The organism is Roseovarius sp. ZX-A-9 (assembly GCF_028369135.1).
GTDB lineage: Bacteria > Pseudomonadota > Alphaproteobacteria > Rhodobacterales > Rhodobacteraceae > Roseovarius.
The window spans coordinates 80885-107561 of record NZ_JAPWHW010000008.1 but is presented as its reverse complement, the minus strand read 5'-3'; the positions used below and the strand labels follow the sequence as shown (position 1 = coordinate 107561).

Annotated in this window: 24 protein-coding genes; 15 read left to right on the top strand and 9 right to left on the bottom strand. The window is 62.0% G+C overall.

What is annotated here, in order from left to right; translation table 11 throughout:
- Positions 1 to 53 precede the first annotated feature (53 nt).
- Positions 54 to 464, top strand: coding sequence for a SufE family protein (locus O3306_RS09795; RefSeq protein WP_272006343.1), 411 nt, complete (start codon positions 54 to 56; stop codon positions 462 to 464).
- A gap of 49 nt (positions 465 to 513) precedes the next feature.
- On the opposite strand, the gene O3306_RS09790 is transcribed toward O3306_RS09795, so the two are convergent.
- The 4 genes from O3306_RS09790 to O3306_RS09775 form a co-directional block, all read right to left on the bottom strand.
- Positions 514 to 1155: a DUF1638 domain-containing protein gene (locus O3306_RS09790; RefSeq protein ID WP_272006340.1), complete on the bottom strand. Its 642-nt coding sequence runs from the start codon at positions 1153 to 1155 to the stop codon at positions 514 to 516.
- Entirely contained in the window at positions 1142 to 1465 is a 324-nt protein-coding gene (locus O3306_RS09785; protein WP_272006338.1) for a YbjQ family protein, read from the bottom strand. Before O3306_RS09785 ends, O3306_RS09790 begins: the two co-directional genes overlap by 14 nt.
- A gap of 2 nt (positions 1466 to 1467) precedes the next feature.
- Positions 1468 to 1683 (bottom strand): hypothetical protein, encoded by a 216-nt coding sequence (locus O3306_RS09780; protein WP_272006335.1) that lies wholly within the window; start codon positions 1681 to 1683, stop codon positions 1468 to 1470.
- 97 nt (positions 1684 to 1780) lie between these two features.
- On the bottom strand, positions 1781 to 2485 hold the full coding sequence (locus O3306_RS09775; protein WP_272006332.1) for a corrinoid protein: 705 nt from the start codon (positions 2483 to 2485) through the stop codon (positions 1781 to 1783).
- A gap of 232 nt (positions 2486 to 2717) precedes the next feature.
- Between O3306_RS09775 and O3306_RS09770 the strand changes: the two genes are divergently transcribed.
- Positions 2718 to 3815, top strand: a complete 1098-nt coding sequence (locus tag O3306_RS09770) for a PA0069 family radical SAM protein (RefSeq protein WP_272006329.1) — start codon at positions 2718 to 2720, stop codon at positions 3813 to 3815.
- 88 nt (positions 3816 to 3903) lie between these two features.
- Positions 3904 to 5337, top strand: a complete 1434-nt coding sequence (locus tag O3306_RS09765; protein WP_272006326.1) for a hypothetical protein — start codon at positions 3904 to 3906, stop codon at positions 5335 to 5337.
- 40 nt (positions 5338 to 5377) lie between these two features.
- Here O3306_RS09765 and bmt read toward each other — a convergent pair whose 3' ends face one another.
- From bmt to O3306_RS09750, 3 genes are all read right to left on the bottom strand, one after another.
- Positions 5378 to 6391: a betaine--homocysteine S-methyltransferase gene (gene bmt / locus O3306_RS09760; RefSeq protein WP_272006324.1), complete on the bottom strand. Its 1014-nt coding sequence runs from the start codon at positions 6389 to 6391 to the stop codon at positions 5378 to 5380.
- Between the two features lie 151 nt (positions 6392 to 6542).
- Positions 6543 to 6857 (bottom strand): DUF1476 domain-containing protein, encoded by a 315-nt coding sequence (locus O3306_RS09755; protein ID WP_272006322.1) that lies wholly within the window; start codon positions 6855 to 6857, stop codon positions 6543 to 6545.
- A gap of 261 nt (positions 6858 to 7118) precedes the next feature.
- Positions 7119 to 8192: an extracellular solute-binding protein gene (locus tag O3306_RS09750; RefSeq protein WP_272006319.1), complete on the bottom strand. Its 1074-nt coding sequence runs from the start codon at positions 8190 to 8192 to the stop codon at positions 7119 to 7121.
- 267 nt (positions 8193 to 8459) lie between these two features.
- On the opposite strand from O3306_RS09750, the gene purC reads away from it, so the two are divergent.
- The 7 genes from purC (at position 8460) to O3306_RS09715 (ending at position 17959) form a co-directional block, all read left to right on the top strand.
- Positions 8460 to 9221, top strand: a complete 762-nt coding sequence (gene purC / locus O3306_RS09745; RefSeq protein WP_272006317.1) for a phosphoribosylaminoimidazolesuccinocarboxamide synthase — start codon at positions 8460 to 8462, stop codon at positions 9219 to 9221.
- A 49-nt stretch (positions 9222 to 9270) separates the two neighbouring features.
- Complete coding sequence (gene purS, locus O3306_RS09740) at positions 9271 to 9510, top strand: phosphoribosylformylglycinamidine synthase subunit PurS (RefSeq protein ID WP_272006314.1); 240 nt, start codon at positions 9271 to 9273, stop codon at positions 9508 to 9510.
- Positions 9510 to 10178 (top strand): phosphoribosylformylglycinamidine synthase subunit PurQ, encoded by a 669-nt coding sequence (purQ, locus tag O3306_RS09735; protein WP_272006311.1) that lies wholly within the window; start codon positions 9510 to 9512, stop codon positions 10176 to 10178. The genes purS and purQ overlap by 1 nt, the downstream gene beginning before the upstream one ends.
- 170 nt (positions 10179 to 10348) lie before the next feature.
- Entirely contained in the window at positions 10349 to 12121 is a 1773-nt protein-coding gene (locus O3306_RS09730) for a sensor histidine kinase (RefSeq protein ID WP_272006308.1), read from the top strand.
- A 29-nt stretch (positions 12122 to 12150) separates the two neighbouring features.
- Positions 12151 to 13485, top strand: a complete 1335-nt coding sequence (locus tag O3306_RS09725; RefSeq protein ID WP_272006306.1) for a sigma-54-dependent transcriptional regulator — start codon at positions 12151 to 12153, stop codon at positions 13483 to 13485.
- Between the two features lie 45 nt (positions 13486 to 13530).
- Positions 13531 to 14679, top strand: coding sequence for a hypothetical protein (locus O3306_RS09720; protein WP_272006304.1), 1149 nt, complete (start codon positions 13531 to 13533; stop codon positions 14677 to 14679).
- Between the two features lie 472 nt (positions 14680 to 15151).
- Positions 15152 to 17959: an Rne/Rng family ribonuclease gene (locus tag O3306_RS09715; protein WP_272006301.1), complete on the top strand. Its 2808-nt coding sequence runs from the start codon at positions 15152 to 15154 to the stop codon at positions 17957 to 17959.
- Positions 17960 to 18080: 121 nt separating this feature from the next.
- Here the strand turns inward: O3306_RS09715 and O3306_RS09710 are convergent, their stop codons facing one another.
- Positions 18081 to 18302, bottom strand: coding sequence for a sulfurtransferase TusA family protein (locus O3306_RS09710; RefSeq protein WP_272006299.1), 222 nt, complete (start codon positions 18300 to 18302; stop codon positions 18081 to 18083).
- 92 nt (positions 18303 to 18394) lie between these two features.
- Between O3306_RS09710 and O3306_RS09705 the strand changes: the two genes are divergently transcribed.
- From O3306_RS09705 to O3306_RS09695, 3 genes are all read left to right on the top strand, one after another.
- Positions 18395 to 19147 (top strand): cytochrome c biogenesis CcdA family protein, encoded by a 753-nt coding sequence (locus tag O3306_RS09705; protein WP_272006296.1) that lies wholly within the window; start codon positions 18395 to 18397, stop codon positions 19145 to 19147.
- 122 nt (positions 19148 to 19269) lie between these two features.
- A complete protein-coding gene (locus O3306_RS09700) occupies positions 19270 to 20469 on the top strand; it encodes a hypothetical protein (RefSeq protein ID WP_272006294.1) in 1200 nt (399 codons plus the stop codon).
- Positions 20466 to 21839, top strand: a complete 1374-nt coding sequence (locus O3306_RS09695) for a cytochrome P450 (protein WP_272006292.1) — start codon at positions 20466 to 20468, stop codon at positions 21837 to 21839. The genes O3306_RS09700 and O3306_RS09695 overlap by 4 nt, the downstream gene beginning before the upstream one ends.
- A 24-nt stretch (positions 21840 to 21863) precedes the next feature.
- Here O3306_RS09695 and O3306_RS09690 read toward each other — a convergent pair whose 3' ends face one another.
- Positions 21864 to 24281, bottom strand: coding sequence for a GcvT family protein (locus O3306_RS09690; RefSeq protein WP_272006289.1), 2418 nt, complete (start codon positions 24279 to 24281; stop codon positions 21864 to 21866).
- Between the two features lie 174 nt (positions 24282 to 24455).
- Between O3306_RS09690 and O3306_RS09685 the strand changes: the two genes are divergently transcribed.
- Together O3306_RS09685 and O3306_RS09680 are read left to right on the top strand one after the other, a co-directional pair.
- Complete coding sequence (locus tag O3306_RS09685) at positions 24456 to 25832, top strand: DUF2254 domain-containing protein (protein WP_334312348.1); 1377 nt, start codon at positions 24456 to 24458, stop codon at positions 25830 to 25832.
- A gap of 94 nt (positions 25833 to 25926) precedes the next feature.
- A complete protein-coding gene (locus O3306_RS09680; RefSeq protein WP_272006286.1) occupies positions 25927 to 26649 on the top strand; it encodes a hypothetical protein in 723 nt (240 codons plus the stop codon).
- The last annotated feature ends 28 nt before the right edge of the window (positions 26650 to 26677 follow it).

Below are 26677 nucleotides of genomic sequence, written 5' to 3'. Positions count from 1 at the left end.
GTGCCCCGGGGGCAATCCGAAACATATCCGGCGATGTCAAAAGAGGATGCCTGATGGCCCAACCTGCCTATGAAGAGATTGTGGAAGATTTCGAATTCCTGGAGGATTGGGAGGAGCGTTATCGTCATGTGATCGAGCAGGGCCGCGCGATGGAGCCGCTGGCCGACGCTCTGAAGGTGCCTGCGACCAAGGTCGATGGCTGTGCCAGCCAGGTCTGGCTGCACCCGCGTGTCGAGGCCGGCGTGTTTTCCTTTGACGGGGACAGCGATGCGCTGATCGTGCGCGGCCTCATCGCGGTGCTGCGCATGCTCTACAATGGTTTGCCGGTGGAGGAAGTGCCCAAGGTCGATGCGGGCGGAGAGCTGGCGCGGCTGGGGCTGCACGAGCACCTGTCGGCGCAACGCTCGAACGGGGTGCGGGCGATGATCGAGCGGATCAGGCAAGTGGCGAACGAACATGTCTGACGCGCCGCGGTGATGCGCAAGGCATGACCGTGCGTTAAGGCCAAAGGCCCTAGTGCGCCTGTTTTTCCAGCGCTTTTGCCAGGTCGCCGTAGCCGGTAAACCGGTATTCATAGTCCAGTTTCAGCCGCCGGGCGCACTCTTCGGCCTTGGCGCGCAGGGCGGGATCGTCGGTTTGCGCCTGGTAGATCAGCTTGGTGTAGTTGCCGAAAACCATTTCCAGAAGTTGCGGATAGCGGTCGAGCCCCATGGGTTTCCACACGAAGGCGTCGAACTGCTTGACCAGGAAATCGGTGAGATAGAAGGCGGTGATTTCATTGTCATGTTCGGCGAAGGCGTCATTGCCTTCGAAGAAGGAATAGCAATGCGGCCCCGCGACCATCTCGACCCCGAGTTCGGCGCATTTCGCGGCCAGTAGCCCGCCGGTGCCGCAATCGGCGTAGACCACGAAGACCTTGTCGAACTGGCCCTGATGTTCGAGTACGGTGGCTTCGACGGCCTCGGTGATCCGGTCAGGATAGAGATGCAGCTTGGCCGGCAGGCAGGTGAGCGTCATGTGGTCCCAGCCGTTGAGGCGGATGAGCGCGAGGATTTCGCGGGCGAGCGCGCCACAGGCAATCAGCAGGATGCGCCCGCGCGCTGCGGTGGGGGCAAGCCCGTCCTCGGTGAGTGTCACATCGTCAATCGGTTGCATCTAGGCGTACTCCTGTCCCGTAGGCGACGATCTCGGAGGCGCCGCTGGCAATTGCCGATGTTTCCATGCGCATCGCCACAATGGCGTCCGCACCCATGCGGCGGGCGTCCTCGGCCATGCGGTCGATTGCCTGTTCGCGGGCGCCCGCCATCAGCGAGGAATAGCCGCGCACCTCGCCGCCGACGAGGTTCTTGAGGGATGCGACGATATCGGTGCCCAGATGTTTGGCGCGCACGGTGGAGCCGCGAACGAGCCCGAGAGTCTCTGTGATGCGGCGCCCTGCGATGTCGGGGGTGGTGACGATAAGCATGTTCAGTGATCCATCTTGTCGTAATGGTCTTCTTCGGCGTTGCCGACCCGTTCGGAAATCACCCGAAAGACCACATAGGCCACCAGCGCGGCCGGAATGAGCCCCAGCCAGCCGAAGGGAATCTCGATGGCAGCTGTCAGCAGTACCGCGATCCAGACGGTGGCAGATGCGGCGGCAATGACGCAGACGAGGATCAACACGAACTTGTCGAGTGGCATGGGCGGTTCCTCCTTCTGTTCGAGATAGGCTGGCTGACCCATAAAAAAAGCCCCGCCGGAAGGACGGGGCCTTTGGAATCGTGCACGTCGGAGCGCCTTAGGCGGTCGCACCCTGATTGTGCTTGCGCAAGACGAACTCCTTGGCAGTCTCGACCGCCACGGCGGCGTCGCGGCAATAGGCGTCGGCGCCGATCGCCTTGCCGAATTCCTCGTTCAGCGGCGCGCCACCGACCAGGACGATGTAATCGTCGCGGATGCCCTTTTCGACCAGCGTGTCGATCACGACCTTCATGTAGGGCATGGTGGTGGTCAGCAGGGCCGACATGCCGAGGATGTCGGGGCCTTCGGCTTCGAGCGCCTCAAGGTAGTTTTCGACCGGGTTGTTGATGCCCAGATCGACCACTTCGAATCCGGCGCCTTCCATCATCATGCTGACGAGGTTCTTGCCGATGTCGTGGATGTCGCCCTTGACCGTGCCGATCACCATCTTGCCCACACGCGGTGCGCCGGTTTCGGCCAGAAGCGGCTTGAGGATGAACATCCCGCCCTTCATGGCGTTCGCTGCCAGAAGCACCTCGGGGACAAAGAGGATACCGTCGCGGAAGTCCTTGCCGACGATGGTCATGCCACCGACAAGCGCCTTGGTCAGCACGTCGTAAGGTGCCCAGCCACGGCCAAGAAGGATATTCACACCCTCTTCAATCTCTTCCTTGAGACCGTCATAGAGGTCATCGAACATCTGCTGGACCAGTTCTTCGTCGTCCAGTTCCGACAGGATGATGTCGTCTTCTTCTTCCGACATGGATGCATTCCCCGAATTCTATAGGCCATTAGCGACCTGCTTCTACGTGGTTCACCATTGAGCCGTTTAGCTCGCGCGCACTTTGCGAATTGCGACACTGGCCGCGTCTGTTCCGACTTATAACGGCCATTTGTCAGGGCGATAATGGCGAATCTGACCGCTGGGGCGGAGAAAACCTCAAGATGATTATGGTGTTATTGCATATGTTCCATGTTTGTTCTAATGTGGAGCCATGCCGCACAATTCCACCATCCCCTTTGATCAGCATTCTCCGGGCCGCGGGGCGCTGAGCAATGCCGCCGGGCGGTTCGAGCGGCATAGCCGCCGTTACGAGGGAGATGGATGGGATGAGCCGGGGCCCGAGGCGGGCGCGCAGCGGGTGTTGCGGACGCAGACGACGCTGGAAGTGCCGCGCCGGGTGATCACCTACAACCGGTCGCCGGATCTGCCATTTGACCGGTCGATCAATCCTTACCGGGGCTGCGAGCATGGCTGCGTCTATTGTTTCGCGCGGCCCAGCCATGCGTGGCTGGGGCTGTCTGCGGGGCTGGATTTCGAGACGCGGTTGGTGGCGCGGCCCGAAGCGCCCGCGCGTCTGCGTGACGAATTGCGCCACCGCGCCTACACGCCGCAAACCATCGCCATTGGCACCAATACCGATCCCTACCAGCCGATCGAGAAAACCCACGAGGTGACGCGCGAGGTGCTGAAGGTGCTGCGTGATTTCCGCCATCCGGTCGGCATCGTGACCAAAGGCGCGCTGATCGAGCGCGACATCGACATATTGCAGGAACTGGCGCGTGACGGGCTGGTGCGGGTGGGGATCTCGGTGACGACTCTGGATGCGGGGCTGGCGCGCAGGCTGGAGCCGCGCGCGCCCAGCCCCAAGCGCCGACTAGCCACCATCCGTGCCCTGAGCGAGGCAGGCATTCCGGTGCGGATTATGACCTCGCCGCTGATTCCGGGGCTGACCGATCACGAGCTGGAGGCGTTGCTGGCAGCCGGGCGTGACGCGGGGGCTGTTGCCGCGAGCTGGATCATGCTGCGGCTGCCGATGGAAGTGGCGCCGCTGTTCAAGGAATGGCTGGCCGAGCATTACCCGCATCGCGCAGGCCGGGTGATGGGGCATATACGCGACATGCATGGCGGCAAGGATTACGACGACCGCTGGGGCCAGCGCATGCGCGGCACCGGCCCCTATGCCGAAATCATCGCGCGCCGTTTCGATACCGCCGTGCGGCGGCTGGGGTTGGACCGGACGCTGCCTGCATTGCGGACCGATCTGTTTCGCGCGCCGGGGCAGATGGGTGATCAGTTGTCGCTGTTCTAGGTGCATGATTCTTGGGGGAGGTTCAGTGATTCTGGATTTTGTGCTAAGGGTGCGGGGGTAGAGTACCCAAATCCCGAGGTGTTTCCTGATGTCACGTATCCCATCATCAATCATCATCGCGAGCGTCTGCTTCCTGAACGCAATCCCCGTCGCGGCGCAGGACGAGATCATCGTGCCACGGGCCGGTATTTATAATCACAGCGCACCGGCGACCAACAAGATGTATGAAACAAGGGATGCGGGCCCCTCGTTGTTCAAGCTCGACGTCGAGGAATGCGGCGCCGTGCTGAGAGTGTCGTTTCCCGACGGGCAGTTCACGGCGGTATATGACGAGAACCGGAACCTCTGGGCGGGTCAGGTCGCACCGAACGCGCCCATGGTCACAATAGAGCCGGAAAGCGAAACGGAATTTACCGTATGGTTTACCTTTGGCACCATGACCGAGCCGGCCTATAACAGTTTCAACGAGGAGCTGAGCGCGGCCGAGCAGCACAGCTCGGATGCCTATGGCGGGATCACGTTACAAGATACCAAGTTTCGGACCGAAGGCATTTACCAGGTCGAAACCCGTACCTATGCGGTCCGGTTGCTGAATTTCAAACGCTACAGCAGCAAGTTGCGCGCCGAACATGTCGCGATCCTAGAGGAAGCGCTCGGGCTATTCGAAGAGCGGGACAATCCGGATGCGATGTGTTTCAAGCGCGAAGTGCGGCTGGGCGAAGCGCCGGTGGAAGGCTATGCCGAGGACCGGTTCGAACGGCGCAGGACGCATCTGGCAGGGGATCGCGCGAGAACCGTTGCTGACTATCTGGCCGAAAAGACGGGCAGCAGGCGCGTGGACGCGGTGGCGGGCGGCGAAAACTTTGCGCCCTATCGCGCGCAGTTTTGCGGGCGCGCGGCCATTGCGACAATCGAGGTCGAACAGGAATATCTGCTCCCCTATACGCGCGATCAGGCGGATGAGTGGCTGAAAACCGATTTTCAGGCGATCGCGGCGAAATTTGGGGACAGTAATGAGGGCGAGGTGGAGCGGTTGCGCGCGAAAAGCCAGTATTGTCTGAGCAATTCCCTGCTCGACATGGTGGAGGACGGGCATTGCCCCGCGCCGGAATTCCTCGGCGGGGCAGGGAACCAGTCCGTGGCGGTGGAGCAGCCACTGGAATTGCTCGCCCTGCGTGGTATCCCGCTGGGTCGCCGTGAAAACGTGACCTACCAGTCGGATTCGTTGCGCAACATGATCCGGTCGACATGGTACAAACTGGATCGTCTGACCTACGCGGAAAGCAGCACGGCGGCGGGATACGTGACCGAGGGGGGCGGTGAACATGCTGCGCGGGAGTTTGAACAGACTGCCAAACGCTTTGGGCATCCCTATCTGCTGAGCTGCGGTCGTGATACGCAGGCGGCGAGGAATAACCGCGCTGCGGCCGATCGGATCGAAGCCGATATGTTTGACGGGGTTGCGGTACCTTGGGCGCCGCTGGCCGGTGATCCGACCAAATCGGACTATTTTGACGATTGAACCCGCCGCGTAACGTGCGCGGCAGGCTGCAAGACCGGGTTCAGCCGCGGCGGCGGCGCGATTTGCGCGAAGGTGCGGGATTGTCGTCGCCGGTGCCGTCCACGGCAGATGAGAACGCGCCGAGGGCTGCGGTGATCTGCTCCAGCGTCGGGCGCGGGCCGACAGGGCGGGTTTCCAGCGCCTCGCGCATCCGGGACAGATGGTCGGCCATGGTGCCACAGCAGCCGCCGATGATCGTGGCACCGGCGTCGCGGGCCAGGCACGCGTAGTCTGCCATCAGATCGGGGGTGCCGTCGTAATGGATGTGTCCATCGACATATTTCGGGATGCCGGCGTTGCCCTTGGCGATGATGGGCCGTTCGGTGCCCTGCGCGACAAAGCCCAGAACCGTGCGTAGCAGATCCGAGGCACCGGTGCCGCAATTGGCGCCGTAGGCCAGCGGCGTATTGTCCAGCGTCTCGACCATGTCGGCCATCGCGGAGGAGGTCATCCCCATCATCGTGCGCCCGGCGGTATCGAAACTCATCGTGCCGCACCAGGGCATTCCGGCCAGTTTGAACGCTTCGGCGGCGGCCTTGTATTCCTCTGGGGCCGAGATGGTTTCGAGCCAGCAGACATCTGCGCCGCCCTCTTTCAGACCTTCGGCCTGCTCGTGGAAGATCTCTACTGCCAGTTCGTGGGTGAGCGCGCCCATCGGCGCCATGATTTCGCCCGTCGGGCCAACTGAACCGGCGACGATGATGTCACGATCAGTCTTGTCGGCCACTTCGCGGCCCAGTTCGGCCGAAATGCGCGACAACTCGCGGGCGCGTTTCTGCGCGCCGTGCAGTTTCAGCCGCGCGGCGTTGCCGCCAAAGGAATTGGTCAGAAAGAGATCGCTGCCAGCATCCACCGCCATCTGGTAGAGCTTGAGGATCCGGTCCGGATGCTTGTCGTTCCACATCTCTGGCGGATCGCCGGATTCGAGCCCCATATTGAAGAGGTTCGTGCCCGTCGCCCCGTCGGCCAGAACCCAGTCGCGGGTGGCAAGCATGCGGGAAAGCGCGTTGGTCATGGGACACTCCTGATCCAGTATGGGGGCCTTGTGCCATGTCGCGAAAGGCCGTGCAAATGCATATTCCGCGCCAGTCTGACCAGGGCACCCCGTGTGCCGGCGCGCCATCTCGGGCGCGCCCAGGCCATTCAGAATTTGCTGATCCGCTTGATCAGACTTCGGTCATGAGCTGTGCCTTGGCCTCGCCCATCAGCTCTTCCATCTTGGCCCGGATGGTGTCGGGATCGGCCTTGTCGCCCAGATCGGCGGCAACCTTGCGCACCACGTCTTCCGAGCCGGCCTCTTCGAAATCGGCCTTGATGACTTCTTTCGCGTAGGCCAGTGCATCGTCGCCGGTTTTGCCCATCAGATCGGCAGCCCAAAGGCCCAGCAGCTTGTTGCGGCGGGCTTCGGCCTTGAACTTCATTTCTTCGTCATGGGCATACTTGTTCTCGAATGCATCTTTACGCTCGTCGAAAGTGGTCATGGATCAGGTCCCCCGGTTGCAGGCATTTCTCTCAGGGTCCGATATGCCCATCGCCGCGTCTGATCGCAAGTCCCACGAACATACACAGGTGCGAGAACACGCATAAAACTGTCGATATGCAGGGTGATTTTGCGCGAATGCAGGGGGGAATCTACCGGTTTGCGAAAAATCGCGTCGGTCTTGTTGTTCGTCCCCGCAACATTCGTGTGCAATGTCGCGGGGACGGGCGGGCAGGGATGCTGCCAGCCCGTTCTATTGGCCTTATTCGCCCGTGGCGGCCTTGATCCGGGCGAGCGCCATGCCTTCAAGGTCTTCAACCCCCGGCTGGATGCGTGCGGCCCATTTGATGTTGGCGATTTCTTCTTCGCCGAAAGCGAGCTCCACCGCTGCGCGCTTGTCATCGGGCAAGAGCTGGACGCCGTTCTTCACGGCAGCAACCGCGCCGCTGCTGTCGGACATCAGCGTGACGATCTCGGGCTGGAGCACGAAGTTTATCCACTTGTAGGCCGCGTCGTCTGCCTTGCCGAGACGCGGGATCGAGAATCCGTCGATCCAGCCCAACGCACCGGTTTCCGGCGGGATGAAGTGGATATTCGGGTTCTTTTCGTAAAGTTTGTAAGCGGTCGAATCCCATGTTTCGGACGCCACGACCTCTCCCGAGAGCATGAGCGCTGCGAGATCGTCGCCGCCGGTCCAGTAGGTTTTGACGACGCTTTTGCACTCGATCAACCTGCCGGAAACCTTGTCCAGCATGTCTTCGTAGGCTTCAAGGTCACCGTAGAGCGAGAACGGATCGAACCCCATCGAGAACGCCGTGCCGATCAGGATCGTCCGGCGCAACCGCATGGAAGTGGCTCCGGCGTAGTCGCTACTGCACAGATCGTCCCAGCCGTCGATATCCGGCGCTTTGCTGACATCGGCCATGATGCCGGACGTGCCCCATTGATGCGGGACCGAATAGGTTTCGCCGTCGATTGTGGTGTCGGCCTTGACCCGGTCGAGCATTGTCTGGTCCATCACGTCGGTGTCGATCTGCGACAGGTCCAGAGGCTTGTAGATGTTGAATTCTTCCTGGGCGGCGGCAACCCTGTTGAAGCCCGGCTGCGCCAGATCGAACCCGGCGCCGCTGGTGGCGCGCAGCTTGGCGATCATTTCCTCGTTGTTGGAAAAGGTCACTTCGACGTCGATATCGGGATACTTTTCCTTGAATTTTTGGATCACTTCTTCGGGGGCGTAAGAGCCCCAAGTGAGCAGGCGCAATGTTTCGGCTGAGGCTGAGCCGGAAACGAACGCAACCGTCGTCCCGATCAAAAGGGCACGAACTGCGGGTAACATAATGTCATCTCCTATGGGTATTATATATCAGGGGCAGTTTTACGCGCCCGAGACCTAGATGAGCAGCGATTGGTCTCCTGAGAAAGGTCCATTCCACCCGGAATCGCATACCAATTGCGCCGCAAATCCGCTGAGCGGGCATCAGGCAGGCCGGATTTTTGGCCCGTCACACGCGCTTGCGACAATCCCCCCCATAGACTAAGAGAGCGCCATGCACCTATGGGGTCGCAGCTGCGCCCCGTGCAGCTGCCTGCGGATGGAGAAAACATGGCACGTCGCAAGAAGATTTACGAAGGCAAGGCCAAAACCCTCTTTGAAGGCCCCGAGCCGGGCACGATTGTTCAGTATTTCAAGGATGACGCCACTGCATTCAACGCCGAGAAGAAGGCGGTGATCGAAGGCAAGGGAGTGCTTAACAACATCCTCAGCGAATATTTCATGACCGGGCTGAACAATATCGGGGTGCCCACGCATTTCCTGAAGCGGCTCAACATGCGCGAGCAACTGGTGCGCGCGGTCGAGATCATTCCGCTGGAAGTGATCGTGCGCAATTATGCCGCGGGCTCGATGGCTAAGCGTCTGGGCATGGACGAGGGCACGCAACTGCCGCGTCCCATCGTTGAATATTGCCTGAAGGACGACAAGCTGGGCGATCCGCTGGTCACCGAAGAGCATATCGCCGCCTTCGGCTGGGCCAGCCAGCAGGACATGGATGACATGCTGAGCCTGGCGCTGCGGGTGAACGATTTCCTCGCTGGTGTGATGTACGGTGTCGGCATCAAGCTGATTGATTTCAAGATCGAGATCGGCCGCGTCTATGACGGTGATTTCCAGCGCCTGATCGTCGCCGACGAGATCAGCCCCGACAGCTGCCGGCTGTGGGATATCGAGACCGGCCAGAAGCTGGACAAGGATGTGTTCCGCCGCGATCTGGGCAGCCTGACGGATGCTTACACCGAAGTGGCAAAAAGGCTCGGTGTGCTGCCAAAGGGGGCGACACCGATGGCGCGCCCGACATTGATTAACTGAGGTCCAATTACCGGGCGCCAAAGGTGCCCGTGCGAGCAGGAGTAGTGCAATGAAAGCACGCGTGCATGTGATGTTGAAAAACGGTGTTCTGGACCCGCAGGGCGAGGCTGTGCGCCACGCTTTGGGCAGTCTGGGTTTTGACGGCGTGAACGGCGTTCGTCAGGGCAAGGTAATCGAACTGGATCTGGCCGAGACCGATGAGGCCAAAGCCCGCGAGACGGTGACCGCGATGTGCGAAAAGCTGCTCGCGAATACGGTCATCGAAAGTTATTCGGTGGAGATCGCCTGATGCACGCTGCCGTCATCGTCTTTCCCGGATCGAACTGTGACCGCGATCTGGCTGTCGCGCTGGAGCGGGCCGGGGCGCGCGTTTCGATGGTGTGGCACAAGGATACCAGCCTGCCCGACGGTGTCGATCTGATCGGCGTGCCCGGCGGGTTTTCCTTTGGTGATTACCTGCGCTGCGGCGCGATCGCTGCCAACTCACCGATCTGCCGGTCGGTGGTGGCGCATGCGGACAAGGGCGGCTTTGTGCTGGGCATCTGCAACGGGTTCCAGATCCTGACCGAAACCGGGCTGCTGCCCGGCGTCCTGCTGCGCAATGCCGCGCTGAAATACGTGTGCAAACCGGTGGAATTGCGGGTCGAGACAGCTGACACGGCCTTTACCGCCGGATATGGCAAGGGCGATGTGATCACGGTGCCGATCGCGCATCACGATGGCAACTATCACGCCGATGCCGAGACGCTGCGCATGCTCAATGCCGAGGACCGCGTGGCGTTCCGGTATCTGGACAATCCCAACGGGTCTGTCGAGGACATTGCCGGTATCGTATCGGCGAACCGCCGCGTGCTGGGCATGATGCCACACCCCGAGCGGATGGCCGAGTCGGCCCACGGTGGCACCGACGGTGCGGCGATGTTCGCGGGGCTGGTCGATCAGTTGGCGAAGGCCTGAGCCGCGATCCGCTCCCTATGTGCGCGGGATGCATGGCCAGAGCGCAGGCTGATGATCCGGCTTTTGGCTGACGGATTTCCCATGATTCTCCAGTTTCGGGGCGGCACGGCTGCGGTCTGCCTGCCACCAAATCGCTTGAGGCGGCCCGTGCCCGGCCTTACGCTGTGAACATGACCGACAAAAGCGTTCCCGCAGTCACCAATGGCACGCGCACCACCGGCTGGCGGGTGCGTCTGGCGCTGTTCGTGATGACTGCGATGGCGATTGTCACGGTCTCTGTCACCAACCGTCTGCTGACCGATCGCTTTACCGAGAACACCCGCAACCGGGCCGAATTGCGGCTGGTGCTTTATTCCGGCAACCTGCTGAGCGAGCTGCGCCAGAACGCCATCGTGCCGCAACTTCTGGCGCGCGATCCGGCGTTGATTTCTGCGCTTAATTCAGGCGATTACCAGCTTTCCACCCAGCGGCTGATCTCGTTTGTCGACGAAATCAGCGCGGCCTCGCTCACGCTGCTGGACAAGGACGGGCGCACGGTGGCCTCGACCGACCGCAATTCGCTGGGGAAAAACCATCGGCAGGGGTCGTACTATATTGATGCGATTCGGTCGAAAGACACCGTTTTCAAGCTGATTCAGCGCGAAACCGGCAAATACGATTTCTTCTACTCGCGCCGGATCGAGAGCCAGGGCCTGCTGGTTGGGGTGATCCTGGTCGAGGTCGATCTGGCCAAATACGAACGCGCTTGGGCGGGCATTTCCGATGCTGTGGTCGTGACCGACAGCGAGGGTCGCATCATCCTGTCGACCGAGCCGCGCTGGCGCGGCGTGACCGAGGCCGAGGCGCTGCGCCGCGAACCTGTTACCAGCGCCATCGAGCGCGCTATTCAGGCCACTGCCGATTGGACCCAACTGCCTGCTGACGCCTATGTGCAGGGCGAGGCGGTGATGCGGGTCGAGGGGCGCGTGGCGTTTCGGGGCTGGCGCATCGCCAGTTTTACCACCTACGCCAGCGTGCGCGAGAAGGTGAACGGGGTTCTGGCCCTCGAAATCATGGGATTCGCGATTCTGCTGGCGCTGGCCTTCTATTTCATGAACCGAAAGACGACCGTGCGCATGGCGCTCTTTCAGCGCGAATCGGCAGAGCTTCGCGCATTGAACCGCCGGTTGCAGCGGGAAATTGCCGAGCGTGAGCGCGTGCAGGAGAACCTTGCGGTGGCCGAGCAGACGCTTGCCCAGAGTTCCAAACTGGCCGCGCTCGGAGAGATGTCCGCCGCCGTCAGTCACGAGCTGAACCAGCCGCTGGCGGCGATGAAGACCTACCTTGCGGGCGCGCGCCTGTTGCTCACACGGCACCGGGCGGACGAGGCGCTTTCGTCGTTCCAGCGGATCGATGATCTGATCGAGCGGATGGGGGCGATCACCCGGCAGCTGAAATCCTATGCGCGGCGGTCCGGTGACACGTTCGGGCCTGTGAATATGGGCGATTCCCTGGCCTCGGCGCTGGCAATGATGGAGCCGCAACTGCGCCAGCGGCGGGTCACGATCGAACGGGCATTGCCCGATGCTCCGGTGATGGTCATGGGCGACCGGGTGCGGATCGAACAGGTGATGGTCAACCTGCTGCGCAACGCGCTCGATGCGACCGAGAGCGTGGAGAACGCCCAGATCGATATCGTGCTGGCGGCGGGTGACACTGCGACGCTGTCACTGCGCGACAACGGGCACGGGATCGACGATATCGATAGCCTGTTCGAGCCGTTCTACACCACCAAGCAACCCGGCGACGGGGTGGGGCTGGGGCTTGCCATTTCATCGGGGATCGTGAACGACCTTGGTGGACGCCTGACGGCACGCAACGCCGTGGCGGGGGGGGCTGTATTCGAGATGCAGTTACCTATCTTGAACGAAGAGACATCGGAAGAAACCCGGGCCGCCGAATGACGGCGCGCCACAGCAGCGGAGGGACGCCCATGGCCAATGCCATGAAGATCGCCATCGTGGATGATGAAAAAGACATGCGTCAGTCGATCAGCCAATGGCTGGCCCTGTCGGGATATGACACCGAAACCTTCTCTTCGGCCGAGGATGCGCTGAAGAAGCTCGGCCCGGATTATCCGGGCATCGTGGTGTCAGATATCAAGATGCCCGGCATGGACGGCATGCAGTTTCTGAAAAAGCTGATGGGCGCGGACAGTTCATTGCCGGTGATCATGATCACCGGGCATGGCGATGTGCCGATGGCGGTCGAGGCCATGCGCGTCGGTGCCTATGATTTCCTGGAAAAGCCGTTCAACCCGGACCGCATGACCGAACTGGCCAAGAAAGCCACCAATGCCCGCCGCCTGACGCTGGACAACCGGGCGCTGCGGCGCGAGTTGAGCGACGGCACCCAGTTGATGAAAAAGCTGATCGGCTCCAGCCCGGTGATGGAGCGTCTCAAGGAGGATATCCTTGATCTGGGGCAGGCCGACGGGCATGTGCTGATCGACGGCGAGACCGGCACCGGCAAGACTTTGGTGGCGCATGCTCTGCATGCGGTCGGGGCACGCGCGGGGAAGAAATTCGTTCTGGTATCCTGCGCGGCCCACGAGGAAGACGCACTTCTCAAGCGGTTGTTTGGCCCGATGAACCCCGAGGACAGCCGTTTGCCCGCGGTCGAAGAGGCGCGCGGCGGGACGCTGGTGATCGAGGATATCGAGGCGCTGAGCGATAGCGCGCAGGCGCGGCTGCTGACCTATCTGAACGAGGAAGGTACACCGCCTGAGACCCGCATCGTCGCGATTTCGAACCTGCAGGACGAGGGTAAGACATCCGAGGATGCGCTGCGTTCGGATCTGTTCTACCGATTGGCGAGCCTGCGCATCACGGTGCCACCTTTGCGGCAGCGCGGCGAGGATATCCTGACGCTGTTTACCCGCTTCGCTGACCAGTTCGCGGATGACTATGGCTGCGAGCCGCCACAGGTGAGCGCGCAGGAGGCGGCACAGCTGTTGCAGGCGCCCTGGCCGGGCAATGTGCGACAACTCTTCAACGTGGCCGAACGCGCGGTGCTGCAATCGCGGCGCGGGTCGGGCACGATCGTTTCGCTGCTGATGAGCGATCATCAGGACATGCAGCCGGTGATGACCACCGAAGGCAAGCCGTTGAAGGAATATGTCGAGGCGTTCGAGCGGATGCTGATCGACAACACGATGCGCCGCCACAAGGGCAGCATCGCCGCCGTCATGGATGAATTATGCTTGCCGCGACGGACATTGAACGAGAAGATGGCGAAATACGGGCTACAACGGTCCGACTACCTGTAGGCAATTGCGCCAGTCGGATCAGGCCCCAGTCGGGGACACTAGGTGATGACGGGTCATTTTAGGCGGTTTGGGATTTTTCTGTTCGCGCTCCATCTCTGGGGCGGCGCTGCTGTCGCGCAGGGGTGCGGCTGTAATCCGCTGCCCAGTGAGGGCACATATGGCAAGACTGACCCGTTCACACTGACCCATCTGGACGGCGACGAGTCGACCTGCCCGACGCAAATTCGCCTTCAGGCCAAACGCCGCGGCGCACCGGATATTGATGTACCCCTTTTTTGCCAGCCGGAAAAAGCTGCATGGATCGGGGTGGAGCCGTCACCCTTTGGGGGGCCGTTCATCTACGAGTTGAGTGCCGGAGAGCCACCCCTGGATATGGCAAGCGGCGAGTATGTGGCGCAATTGGCTGCCAGCCGCGCGATGTCAGAGGCAGCTACGCTAAAGATGTTCCTGCCTCCGATGCTTGTCGCGATGGGCAAGTCGGACCTTAATATTTCACTGGAGCTGACGGGGAAGGGCAGGGCGGCGCCCTGTATTTGCGGCGAGGTGCGGCTGGAGCTGGATCACGTGAGCAAACAAAAAGCGGCCTACGAGGACAAGGACCTGATTGCCCACGCGCGCGCCCTCGGGTTGCGCGGCAGCGACTCGGGCCAGAATTTCTGGATGGATTCCAACCGGCAGCTCCACCAACTGCCGCCGCGTGAGCACAGGTATAGCTACGACGATCTGGTGTCGTCGGAAACAACACCCAGTTCTGTTGCGCTGGACTCGCCGGATCAGATTGCAGCGCAAGGGGCAAAGATCGCGGCCAAGTTCAAGCCCAGTGAGTTGCAACCCGGCGCCTTTGCCCAGACCCACCCGATTAGCTGTGCCATCAAGATGATGCACCCCAAGGAGGCGGCACAAAGCTGCGTGCCTGCCATCGTGATGAAGGCGGCCTTCGAACATGAGGCAAGGCACCGCGCGCTCTGCCGGAAATTCAATAGCCCGCCGACATATGTGGCGCCTGACGGAACGACGGTGAACTGGAAGGAACGAAGTGGTGCGACGGGCCTGTATATTGACGGGATTTCGGCACCGGCATCTGGCTACTACGCTTGGGCACAAATGCCTGAAAACCATGCCGCCGACGAGGCCGCAGCCTACGGCGTAGAGGTGAAAATCCTGCAAGACTGGCTGTCTGCGAATTGCGACTGAGCCAAGCTCGGCGTGCAGTTTTCTTTTTTTGCCGCTATTTTCATCGTTTAAGGTCATTCCGCCATGGTTGCCGGGCCAATGTTGCGATTTTCTGCATTGTCATTCACGCATCGCACCCATTAGTATGGTTTCAGGATAATTCACCCATTGGTGTAGTCCATTGAGTTTCGCTGTTTCAGACCTTCCCAGGAAATTTCCGGTAGTTTTGAGCAGGCCGATCGGATCCCGGAGTACGGGATCACATATATGCCAGGCACCCGGAATGCGGGAATGCCCGGCCCTGAATGGGTATCTCGTCGAGGTGCCGGAGAAAAACCGCGATGACGCGCGTGAATGAGGCAAGGACACTGAGCGGGGCCATTCTTGGCACCCGCGTTTTTGCATGTCTGCGCTCGGTCGCCTTTATCAGACACCCCTTGCGATCCTATGCCCCACCGGGGCAGGTAGGCTTGCCCGGGTGCACACGGAAAACATGGCTAAGAAAATGCTTATCGACGCCACCCACGCGGAAGAGACTCGCGTCGTGGTGGTTGACGGAAACAAGGTTGAGGAATTCGATTTCGAATCCGAAAACAAGCGCCAGATTGCTGGCAATATCTACCTTGCAAAAGTAACGCGGGTTGAGCCGTCGCTTCAGGCGGCCTTCATCGATTATGGCGGAAATCGCCACGGGTTCCTCGCGTTCTCGGAAATCCATCCCGATTATTACCAGATCCCCATCGCCGACCGCGAGGCGCTGATGGAAGAAGAGCGCGCCTATGCCGAGGCCCAAAAGGCCGAAGACGACGAGGGCAAGCCCAAGCGCCGTTCGCGCGGCGGGCGAGGCCGGTCCAAGGCCGAAAAGGCGCATTCCGATGACGCCACCCAGACGGCCGAAGTGGCCGATGGCGAAATCTCGGGCATGGAGACGATCGACCTCAGCGAGAGCGAAGAGGGCAGCTCGCCCATGGAGCGTGTCGCCGAAACCCCGGTGGAAGAGCCGGGTAACGACGATCAGGCGGATACGGATCATAACGACGAAGATCAGGTCGATGCCGGTCAGGCTGACGCCGACACTGATGATGACAACGGCGACCATGACGACGACAACAATGACAGCGACTCGACGCCCCGCGCCGCCCGCAAGGACGCCAGCATCGAGGTGGTCGCCGACGAGGACGATCACGACGACATCCGGCCGCCGCGCAAACCGCGCCCCAAGCGGTACAAGATTCAGGAAGTCATCAAGGTTCGCCAGATCCTGCTGGTGCAGGTCGTCAAGGAAGAGCGCGGCAACAAAGGCGCGGCGCTGACCACCTACCTTTCGCTCGCGGGCCGCTATTGCGTTCTGATGCCCAACACCGCGCGCGGTGGTGGAATCAGCCGCAAGATCACCAATGCACCGGATCGCAAGAAACTGAAGGAAATCGCCAACGAGATCGACGTGCCCAAGGGCGCGGGCCTCATTGTGCGCACCGCCGGTGCCAAACGGACGAAATCCGAGATCAAGCGCGACTATGAATATCTTCAGCGTCTGTGGGAGCAGATTCGCGAACTGACGCTGAAATCCATCGCGCCCGCGAAAATCTACGAAGAGGGCGACCTGATCAAACGCTCGATCCGCGACCTCTATAACCGCGAGATCGACGAAGTTCTGGTAGAGGGCGAGCGCGGCTACCGCATCGCCAAGGACTTCATGAAAATGATCATGCCGTCCCACGCCAAGAACGTGCGCCACTATACCGATACGATGCCGCTCTTTGCGCGGTTCCAAGTGGAATCGTATCTCAATTCGATGTTCAACCCGACGGTTCAGCTGAAATCGGGTGGTTATATCGTGATCGGCGTGACCGAGGCGCTGGTCGCCATCGACGTCAACTCTGGCCGCGCCACCAAGGAAGGCTCGATCGAGGAGACCGCAACCAAGACCAACCTGGAAGCCGCCGAAGAGGTGGCCCGCCAGTTGCGTCTGCGTGACCTTGCCGGTCTGATCGTGATCGACTTCATCGACATGGACGAGCGCAAGAACAACGCCGCCGTCGAAAAGCGGATGAAGGACAAGCTCAAGACCGATCGCGCGCGCATTCAGGTAAGCCGCATCTCGGGCTTTGGCCTGATGGAGATGAGCCGCCAGCGTCTGCGCCCCGGCATGATCGAGGCGACGACGCAGCCATGCCCATCCTGCCACGGCACCGGCCTGATTCGGTCGGACGACAATCTTGCGCTCAACATCCTGCGCCAGATCGAGGAAGAGGGCGTACGCCGCCGCTCGCGCGAAGTTCTGGTGCGCGCGCCTGTGGGCATCGCCAACTTCCTGATGAACCAGAAACGCGAGCATGTGGCGCAGATCGAGGCACGCTATGGCCTGTCGGTGCGGATCGAGGGCGATCCCAGCCTGATCAGCCCCGATTTCACGCTCGAGAAGTTCAAGACCGCAACTCGTGCCGTTCCCGAAGTGACGACCCCTGTGGTGTCGGTGGACAGCTCATTGATGGATGATATCGACGAGCGCGCGAAAGAGGTCGAAGACGATGACGACGACGATCAGACCGACGCATCCAACGGCAATGACAACGGCAATGGTAACGGCGACGGTGACGGGGATGACAAGCCCAAGAAGCGCCGCCGTCGGCGTCGCAGCCGCAGCCGCGGTGGCAAGAACCGCAACGATGGCGAGAACAACGGCACAAACGGTGACGGCAACGGCGACGATGCTGCGGATGACGCCAAGGTGACAGCGGACGGCCCGGATGCCGGTGCCGATGCGCAGGTGACGAAGGCCGATGGCCCCGCCGCCGAAGAGCCCGTGAGCGAAGCTGCTACGACCGAAGAGGCCGCGACCGAGGCACCGGCCAAGCCGAAGCCCACGCGCACCCGTAAACCGCGGGCCAAGAAGGCCGTCGTGGAGGCCGAGGCGACCACCGAGGCAGTTGCCGATGGCTCTGCGCCGGATGCCGCCACGCCGGTTGAAGCGGCTGAAGAGGCGCCCAAGCCCAAACGGACCCGCAAGCCGCGCGCCAAGAAAGCCGATGTTGCAGCCGAGCCTGTCGCGGCCGTGCCGGATGTCGCGCCCGCGCCGGAGCCTGCACCAGAGCCCGCACCCGAACCTGCGCCGGCAGCAGAGCCTGCGCCGCAACTGGCCGCTGTGCCTGCGCCCGAGCCGGAACCTGCGCCCGAGCCGGAAGTGGTACCGCAAGCCGTTGTCGAGGAAGCACCTGCGACACCGCCCGCCCCGGAACCCGAGGCGGAAGTCCAGGAAGACAAACCCAAGCGCAAGGGCTGGTGGTCTCTGGGCCGCTGATGCGAGAGCTTTTTCCCGGATCGGGAAAAAGCGCTCAACGCTTCAGGGCACTGATGCCCCTACTTTCTTCTTTGTGAAAAGCTCATTCTGACCGGCGCGCGGCCTACGATCCGCCCGCCGGTCAGTTTTCTTTCCGGATCCGGTAAATGCTGTGGCCCTCGGTCTCTGTCACTGACAAGAGGGTATGCCCCGCCTGCGCACAGAAATGCGGCACGTCGATGACGGCTGCCGGGTCGTCAGCCCACAACTCTATCTCGCCGCCTTGTGGCAGCGCCTTGAGCCGCTTGCGCAGCTTGAGGACGGGCAGGGGGCAAAGCAGCCCGATGGCATCGAGTGTCTCCATATCGGCGCAGATAATCGCGCACCCAGCCGCTGTCCACAACCTTGTGACATTGCGCGCGGTGACGCCGCCGGTTTAATGCGCTAAGCCGAGGCATGTTCGGAATCGAAATCATAGATGCGGGCCTGATTCCCGCGATGGTCGTTGCGCTGATCGCGGGCGTTCTGTCATTTCTCAGCCCCTGTGTGCTGCCCATCGTGCCACCCTATCTGGCCTATATGGGGGGCGTGACGGTGAGCGATCTCAGCACGGATCGCGGCGCGCGCAATCGGGCTCTGGTTCCGGCGCTGTTCTTTGTTCTGGGCTTGTCGACCATCTTTCTACTGCTGGGATTCACCGCGTCGGTCGTCGGCACGATGTTCCTGCAATACCAGAGTGTTTTCAACACCGTGGCCGGTATCATGGTGATGGTATTCGGGGCACATTTCGTCGGTGTCTACCGGATCGGCTTCCTTGACCGCGAGGCACGGATGGATGCGGGCGACCGGGGCGGCACGGCCTTTGGCGCCTATGTGCTGGGGCTGGCCTTTGCCTTTGGCTGGACGCCCTGCATCGGCCCGCAACTGGGCGCGATTCTCAGCCTTGCGGCGTCAGAGGCATCTGTGGCGCGCGGGACCTTGCTGCTGGCGGTCTATGCCATCGGCCTTGGTGTGCCCTTTCTGCTGGTCGCGGCTTTCCTGCCACGCCTCACCGGCACGATGGGCTGGATGAAGCGGCATATGGAGCAGATCGAGCGGGTCATGGGCCTGTTGCTCTGGACCATCGGTCTGTTGATGCTGACCGGCGGGTTCTCGGCCTTTGCCTTCTGGCTGCTCGAGGTGTTCCCGGCGCTGGCGGTGTTGGGCTAAAGCCCATCTTCTGAAGGGGGCGCCGCGCAGAGGCAGTGGCCGGACCGCGAGCCTTACTCTTGCCCAACTGATGCGCTAGCATTGCCGAAAGGCAAAGCCCTCGGGGCCAAGGCATGAGCAGCATGACGAACAAGACCGTGACCTCGCGCCGGGTGTTTTACATCCCCGGCTATGATCCGATTCATCCGCGCCGCTACCGCGAGCTGTACCGCAGCGAAAGCGCGGCGCAGGCGGCGATTTCGGGCTACGAGATCACCCTGAAGCCCAAGACCGGCACGGCGCGCTATGGCTGGCGGGTGGAGAGTGCCATTGACGGGACCGAGGTGCGCGCCGAATTCGATGTGCTTGTCTGGTCGGACATCGTGCGCTCCTCGATGGAGCAGGGGATCGTCGCCACCTACCTGCAACTGATCCGCACCGCCTGGACCTATATCGCGAGCGGGGCGCTGGGGCGGCTGATGCGGCTGCGCAAGGGGCCGGTGATCGCGGCGCTTTATCCGGTGGCGTTCCTGCTGGTGCAACTGGTGCTGGCGTTGGCGCTGGCCTGGGGGCTGGGGCAGTTGCTGGCACTGATCCACCCGTGGCTGGTCTGGGCGGGGCTGATCGCCGTGCCATTCGTGCTGGAATGGTTTCGCAAGAAGGATGGCAAGTTTTTTGCCTACTACCTGATGCATGACTACGCTTATTCCGCGCGCTACCGCGGCGCCAATCCGCCCGAACTGGAGGCGCGGATGGCCGAATTCACCGATGAGATCGCCACGGCACTGACCACCGATGTGCAGGAGGTTCTGGTCGTGGGGCATTCGTCAGGCGCGCATCTGGCGGTGTCGATCCTGGCCGATCTGATCCGCGCCCGCCGGGTGCCTGCCAATGGCCCGACTTTGTCGTTCCTGTCACTGGGGCAGGTGGTGCCGATGGTGTCCTTCCTGCCCGATGCGCAACGGCTGCGCGCCGATCTGCAATATCTCAGCGAGCGCGACGAGCTGACCTGGGTGGATGTGACCGCGCCGGGCGATGGCTGCGCCTTCGCGCTGTGCGATCCTGTCGCGGTTTCCGGAGTGGCCACGGACGCGAAGCGCTGGCCGCTGGTCTTGTCGGCGGCCTTTACCCAGACGTTGAGTGCCGCGCGCTGGAAGGAATTGCGGTGGAAGTTCTTCCGGCTGCATTTCCAGTATATGTGCGCCTTTGACCGGCCCGGCGACTACGATTACTTCCAGATCACCGCAGGGCCGCAGACGCTGGCCACTCGCTATGCCGGGCGCGCCCCGTCCAAGAGCCGGATCGAGAAGCCGGTGAACAAGTTCCGGGACATCGCCGCATGACCATCCTGCCGCCGAAACCCCCGGCGCGCGAGGGGCGCGTTTCGCTCTGGCGCTATCTGCGGCTCTTTCGGCAGGATATTCTCTCGGCGCAGCCCGCGCGGCTTTATCGCGCGTGGATGGCCGAGTTTCGCACGCCGTTCTTCCGCTCCTACATGTGCAATCAGCCCGAACTGGTCGATCTGGTGCTGAAACAGCGGCCGGATGATTTTCCCAAATCGAACCGAATCCGCGAGGGGCTGACGCCACTCTTGGGCAATTCGGTCTTTGTCACCAATGGCGAGGTGTGGAAACGGCAGCGCCGGATCATCGACCCGGCGTTCGAGGGCGGGCGGTTGCGCGACGTGTTCCCGGCAATGGCGGCTGCCGGAGAAAGCGCCGTGGCCCGATTGGCGGTGCTGGCCGATGGCCGCGCGCAAGAGATCGAGGCCGAGACCAGCCATGTGGCGGCGGATGTGATCTTTCGCACGCTGTTCTCGATCCCAATCGAGAACGAGATCGCCGCGCGGGTTTTTGCCGAGTTTCGCGAGCATCAGCGCGCGCAGCCGGTGGTCAATCTGGGCGCGCTGCTGCCGCTGCCGCGATGGGTGCCCCGTTTTCACGCGCGCAAGACCAAGGCGACGGCGGCGGTCATTCGTGGGTTGATCACGCAGTTGACCGCCACGCGGATGGCCGAGATCGAAGCCGGGACAGCCCCGGACGATCTGGCGACCAAGATCATGACCACACCCGATCCGGTTGATGGCAAGACCTTTGCCACGGATGAAATGGTAGATCAGGTGGCCATCTTCTTTCTGGCCGGTCACGAAACCAGCGCCTCGGCGCTGGCCTGGGCGCTCTATTTGTTGGCACTTTTCCCAGATTGGCAAGAGCAGGTCGCGGCAGAGGCTCAGGCCACATTTGGCGATGGCACGCCGGAGTTCGGCCATGTGTCGAAACTGCGGATCACCCGCGACGTGTTCCGCGAGACGCTGCGCCTGTATCCGCCGGTGCCGATGATGGTGCGCGAGGCGTCCAAGCCTGAAGTGTTCCGTGGGCGCGACGTGCCGGCGGGGGCTCAGATCGTGCTCAGCCCCTGGCACCTGCACCGGCACGAACGCCTGTGGGATGCGCCCGATGCGTTCGATCCGGGCCGCTACGCAACCGAGAACGGAAAGGCCTGTATGCGCAGCGCCTATATGCCGTTTTCGGCCGGGCAGAGGGTCTGCACCGGGGCAGGGTTCGCCATGATCGAGGGGGCGCTGCTGCTGGCGATGCTGCTGCGCAGTTACCGGTTCGATCTGGCGCCCGAGCGCCCCGCCATGCCGGTGGCGCATCTGACCGTGCGCGGCAAGGACGGGATCTGGCTACGGATCACGCCGCGAAAGACCTAGACGCGCGGGCCGCGCGGGTGAGCTTCACCCGCGCATGCGTGCGCCATCGGCGTCGAAAAGCGGCGTGGTGATCAGCGTGGCGGGCCGCATCTCGCCCAAGATCTCGATCTCCACCTCCAGCCCGTCCTGTGCCTTGTCCTTGGGGATTAGCGCCATGGCGATCGACTTGCCCGCATGGTGCGAATAGCCGCCCGAGGTGCAAAAGCCTATCACGGCGCCCTCGTGCCACACGGGCTCGTATCCAGCAACATCGGCATACAGTGCGTCCACCTCGAAGGCGCAGAGCTTGCGCGCTGCGCCCTTGTCACGCTCGGCCTCGGCGGCGGCACGGCCGATGAAATCGGTGTTTTTCGACCATTGAATGAACCGGTCTATGCCGGTTTCGGCAGGCGTGTAGTCTGGCGAAAACTCATTGAGCCAGGAGCCAAAGAACTTGTCCAGCCGCAGGCTCATCATGGCGCGCATGCCAAAGGGGCGCATGCCGTGTTCCTGCCCGGCCTGCCACAGGGTATCCCACAGTGCGCGCTGCACCATCGGATCACAGTAGATCTCGAACCCCAGATCGCCAGTATAGCTGACCCGTTGCACCAGACATTCGGCCATGCCGATATTGGCGTGGCGCAGGTCCATGAACGCCATGTCGCCGATGGGTGCGCGCGTGCAGGCCATCAGAACCTCTCGCGCCTTCGGGCCGGCGATCTGGAACCCGTTCAGCCGGTCGCTGACATTCTCGACCTTTACGTCCTCGGCCTCGTTGCGCTGGAACCAGCGCATATGCACGGCCTGCGCGCCGTAGGATGCGGTCAGTTGAAACGCCTGATCCGAAAGACACGAAACGGTGAAATCGCCCAGCAGTCGCCCCTTGGGCGACAGCATCGGCGTCAGGCTGAGCCGTCCGGGTTTCGGGATACGTCCTGCCATGATCCGGTCCAGCCAGGCGCGCGCGCCCGTGCCTGTGACCAAATACTTGCCGAAATTATGCACTTCGTTGATGCCGACCGCCTCGCGCACTGCACGGACCTCGCGGGCGGTGGCGTCAAAAGCGTTGGAGCGGCGGAAGGAGGGCGTCTCGTAACGCGGCTCGTCGCCCTCGGCAAAGTAGTTGGCCACCTCCAGCCCGAATTGCTGGCCCCAGACCGCGCCCATGCCATCAAAAATGTCGTACATCGGTGTGGTGCGGAACGGACGGGCCGCGGGCAGTTCCTCGTTGGGGTAGGAGACCGAGAACCGTTTTTGATAGTTTTCGATCACCTTGGGCAGGGTGTAGCCCGGCGTGATGATGTCGCCAAAGCGCGCCACGTCCATCGCGGTCACGTCGCGCTCGCATTCGCCTTCTATCATCCATTGCGCCAGCATCAGCCCGACACCGCCGCCCTGGCTGAACCCCGCCATGACGCCGCAGGCGGACCAGTAGTTGCGCATCCCCGGCACCGGCCCCACCAGAGGGTTGCCATCGGGGGCAAAGGTGAAGGGGCCGTGAATGACAGATTTCACACCGGCCCGTTCCAGTGCCGGAAAGCGGCGATAGGCGAATTCGATGCTGGTCTCGATCTTGTCCAGATCGTCGGGCAGCAGTTCATGGCCGAAATTCCAAGGCGTGCCATCCACTGCCCAAGGTTTGCAGGGTTGTTCATAGAACCCGATACACAGGCCGCGCCCTTCCTGCCGCAGATAGGATTCGCCCGCCGGGTCCATCACATGCGGATGCTCGCCACCGCCCTCGATGATCTCGACGATTTCGGGCACGTCGTCGGTGACGACATATTGATGCTCCATCGGGTGCAGCGGCAGGTAGAGGCCGGCCATCTGAGCGATCTCGCGCGCCCAAAGGCCGCCCGCGTTGACCACGTGCTCGGCATGCACATTTCCCTTGTCGGTGATCACGTCCCAGGTGCCATCGGGGCGCTGCCTGGTTTCGTGAACCTTGCAGTGGGTCTGGATCGTGGCGCCACCCAAACGCGCTGCCCTGGCGTAGGCGTGGGTTGTGCCCGACGGATCGAGATGCCCGTCTAGCGGATCATAGAGCGCGCCCAGAATGCCATCGGTGTTGGTCACGGGGGCGATCTTGGCAATCTCTTCGGGACCGACAATCTCGGTCTCAAGGCCCATGTAGCGGTGCTTGGCGCGTTCGGCGAGCAGCATGTCGAAGCGGTCTTGATTGTCGGCCAGCGTGATGCCGCCGACATGGTGCAGCCCACAGGACATGCCGGTAATTTCCTCAAGTTCCTTGTAGAGCTTGATGGTGTATCCCTGCAGCGCCGCCATGTTGGTGTCGCCGTTGAGGGTATGAAACCCGCCCGCTGCATGCCATGTGCTGCCGCTGGTCAGCTCGGAGCGCTCGATCAGCATCACGTCGGGCCAACCCAGCTTGGTCAGGTGATAAAGCACGCTGCAGCCGACGACACCGCCGCCGATGACGCAGACACGGGTGGATCTCTGCATGATGGGTCTCCTTGTAGATTCCCGGCAAGGTGAGGGTATGTTCAGAAGCATGCAAGTGGGATTGCGACAGAGCTTGTCGCGATTGCATGTCGCCGGGTGTTGGGCTGCCAGAAAGTTACCTGCTCGGACATGCTGACCCGGTTCATCTGGCAGCAGGCACCTTCAAAATTCTTCTTGGTTGAAACTTTTGAGCGTCTGGGGAGTTATTACCTGATGGACGATATTCGCCTGCTTCCCGCGACCCTGCTGCGCATGACGCGCGGCTATCTGCGCAAGCTATGGGTGCGGGTCGTGGCGATGGGTCTGCTGGCCTTTGTGTCGCTGGGGCTGGCCCAGTTGGGCGATATCTGGCTGCCCGAGGAGGTCCGGGGCCGCGTTACCGGCGTCTCTGTCGACCGGCTGCTGGATATCATCGCCAATGCCATGTTGGCGGTCACGATCTTCAGCATGACGGTGATGGTCACGGTCTATCGCAGTTCGTCCACCCAGTGGACGCCGCGCGTGCATCAACTGATCATGCAGGACAAGACCACACAGAAGACGCTGGCCGCGTTCATCGGGGCCTATGTCTATGCGCTGGTCGCGATCGTGCTGCGCGAAGTGGGGATTTTCGGCGACGAACACGCCTTTGTCCTGTTCTGGATCACGGTGCTGGTGCTGGCCTTCGTGGTCGTCAACCTGGTGCGCTGGGTGCTGCACCTTCAGACCTTTGGCAGCCTGCTGGACACGACACGCCAGGTCGAGGAGATCACCACACGCCGGTTCCGTGAGCGGCTGGAGACGCCCTGCCTGGGGGCCAATCCGCTGATCGGGGATTTGCCGGATGGGTTGACGGCGATCCGCGCCAGGCAAAGCGGCTATGTCCAGCATATCTATCCCGAGGGGCTGAACGCTGCGGCAGAGCGCTTTGACGTGGCGCTTTACCTGACGCGGCCGGTGGGCAGTTTCGTTTTCCTGAACGAGCCGCTGGTCTGGGTCCGGGGGAACTGGGACGACCCGGATGAGGGCGAAGCGGACGAAGACGGTGCTTCGCTGGCGTCGCTCGTCCGCGACCACATCATTCTGGGCGATCTGCGGACCTATGATCAGGATCCGCGCTTTGGCCTGATCGTGATGGGGGAAATGGCGTCCAAGGCACTATCGCCGGGGATCAATGACCCGGGCACCGCGATTGATGTGATCACCCGGATCGGTCGCATCCTGTCGAGCTACTGGACCGAAGAGGATGCCGACGCGTCGCCCAAGCTGGACCGGCTTTATGCCCCGCCCTTGTCGCCCTCGGATCTTATCGAGGATGGATTCAGTTCTCTGGCGCGCGACGGTGCGGCGATGGTCGAAGTGCAGCAACATCTTCAGGCGACACTGGGCGCGCTGATGCAGCATCCAGATGCCGGGCTGGCAAAGGCCGCTGGCGACGCAGCGCGCCGCTATCTGTTCCGCGCACTGCGGTCGCTGCCGTTCGAGGACGACCGGGAAGAATTGCGCGGCTCGGCCCACGCGAATGTACGCCGCAATGTCCCCAAAGCCACGAGCCCGGCGGATTTGTCCTAGGGCGCGCGTTGCTGGCGCTGGATGTGTCGGAGGGGTGTAAACTTGCCCGATGGCCGAATTAGGCTTACGCTACGTCATCTTTTGGAGGTAAATCATGATCCGGGGTTGCTTGATCCTTGTCGTCGCGGTTGCTCTGGTTTTGTTTTTTCCGGGCGGCGCGCCATTGCCGGGCGCTTTCGGCCCGTTTATCGGTTCGGCCGCTCAGGCCGGCGGCGGGGGGGCTGACATCGGGTACAAGCCTTCCAAGAAAGGCAGCAAGAAAGCCACCAAGAAGAAGAGACCCGCCAAGCCGGTATTAAAGAAAAATCCCAAGAAGAAGGCCGCCGCGAAAAAGCCCGAGGGGCCTTTTGTGCCTGATACCAGCGCCTTGCGTGCGAAACGCAATGGACCGGCACAGCGCGCGCAGGACAAGCTGGAAGACTATGCGCGCGAGGACAACCTCAAGGGGCTGGCAACCTCGGGCAAGCGCATGAGAGCCTTCAAGTCCAATGTGGACGGGCTGGTGGATCGGGCCAGGACGAGCCAGGAAAAGGTCGATGCCAACAATGTCCTGGTGCAGTTGCAACGCTACAAGGGCGCTCGCAAGCAGAACCCGGCGCTCGCCTACTATGCGCATGGTATCCTGCGCGGGTTGGCTGCGATGACGGCCTATGAGCGCTATCTGGATGCGGACGGAAAAGCAGCGGTTGCAGAGCGGTTTGGCGATTTCAATCAGAAGACCGATGCCCGACTCGCCTTGGAAGATGCGCGCAAAGCCTATGCCGAAGCGCGCCAACGGGTGCCCAAGGCTCTGCGCCCACTGCACCCCAAGCCGTAAGCGCGACACCGACTTTTGAATCCGCTTG

Bases quoted from the DNA above. Each gene is read 5' to 3' on its own strand.
- O3306_RS09795 (WP_272006343.1), top strand. From the start codon at position 54: ATGGCCCAACCTGCCTATGAAGAGATTGTGGAAGATTTCGAATTCCTG.
- O3306_RS09790 (WP_272006340.1), bottom strand. From the start codon at position 1,155: ATGCAACCGATTGACGATGTGACACTCACCGAGGACGGGCTTGCCCCC.
- O3306_RS09785 (WP_272006338.1), bottom strand. From the start codon at position 1,465: ATGCTTATCGTCACCACCCCCGACATCGCAGGGCGCCGCATCACAGAG.
- O3306_RS09780 (WP_272006335.1), bottom strand. From the start codon at position 1,683: ATGCCACTCGACAAGTTCGTGTTGATCCTCGTCTGCGTCATTGCCGCC.
- O3306_RS09775 (WP_272006332.1), bottom strand. From the start codon at position 2,485: ATGTCGGAAGAAGAAGACGACATCATCCTGTCGGAACTGGACGACGAA.
- O3306_RS09770 (WP_272006329.1), top strand. From the start codon at position 2,718: ATGCCGCACAATTCCACCATCCCCTTTGATCAGCATTCTCCGGGCCGC.
- O3306_RS09765 (WP_272006326.1), top strand. From the start codon at position 3,904: ATGTCACGTATCCCATCATCAATCATCATCGCGAGCGTCTGCTTCCTG.
- bmt (WP_272006324.1), bottom strand. From the start codon at position 6,391: ATGACCAACGCGCTTTCCCGCATGCTTGCCACCCGCGACTGGGTTCTG.
- O3306_RS09755 (WP_272006322.1), bottom strand. From the start codon at position 6,857: ATGACCACTTTCGACGAGCGTAAAGATGCATTCGAGAACAAGTATGCC.
- O3306_RS09750 (WP_272006319.1), bottom strand. From the start codon at position 8,192: ATGTTACCCGCAGTTCGTGCCCTTTTGATCGGGACGACGGTTGCGTTC.
- purC (WP_272006317.1), top strand. From the start codon at position 8,460: ATGGCACGTCGCAAGAAGATTTACGAAGGCAAGGCCAAAACCCTCTTT.
- purS (WP_272006314.1), top strand. From the start codon at position 9,271: ATGAAAGCACGCGTGCATGTGATGTTGAAAAACGGTGTTCTGGACCCG.
- purQ (WP_272006311.1), top strand. From the start codon at position 9,510: ATGCACGCTGCCGTCATCGTCTTTCCCGGATCGAACTGTGACCGCGAT.
- O3306_RS09730 (WP_272006308.1), top strand. From the start codon at position 10,349: ATGACCGACAAAAGCGTTCCCGCAGTCACCAATGGCACGCGCACCACC.
- O3306_RS09725 (WP_272006306.1), top strand. From the start codon at position 12,151: ATGGCCAATGCCATGAAGATCGCCATCGTGGATGATGAAAAAGACATG.
- O3306_RS09720 (WP_272006304.1), top strand. From the start codon at position 13,531: ATGACGGGTCATTTTAGGCGGTTTGGGATTTTTCTGTTCGCGCTCCAT.
- O3306_RS09715 (WP_272006301.1), top strand. From the start codon at position 15,152: ATGGCTAAGAAAATGCTTATCGACGCCACCCACGCGGAAGAGACTCGC.
- O3306_RS09710 (WP_272006299.1), bottom strand. From the start codon at position 18,302: ATGGAGACACTCGATGCCATCGGGCTGCTTTGCCCCCTGCCCGTCCTC.
- O3306_RS09705 (WP_272006296.1), top strand. From the start codon at position 18,395: ATGTTCGGAATCGAAATCATAGATGCGGGCCTGATTCCCGCGATGGTC.
- O3306_RS09700 (WP_272006294.1), top strand. From the start codon at position 19,270: ATGACGAACAAGACCGTGACCTCGCGCCGGGTGTTTTACATCCCCGGC.
- O3306_RS09695 (WP_272006292.1), top strand. From the start codon at position 20,466: ATGACCATCCTGCCGCCGAAACCCCCGGCGCGCGAGGGGCGCGTTTCG.
- O3306_RS09690 (WP_272006289.1), bottom strand. From the start codon at position 24,281: ATGCAGAGATCCACCCGTGTCTGCGTCATCGGCGGCGGTGTCGTCGGC.
- O3306_RS09680 (WP_272006286.1), top strand. From the start codon at position 25,927: ATGATCCGGGGTTGCTTGATCCTTGTCGTCGCGGTTGCTCTGGTTTTG.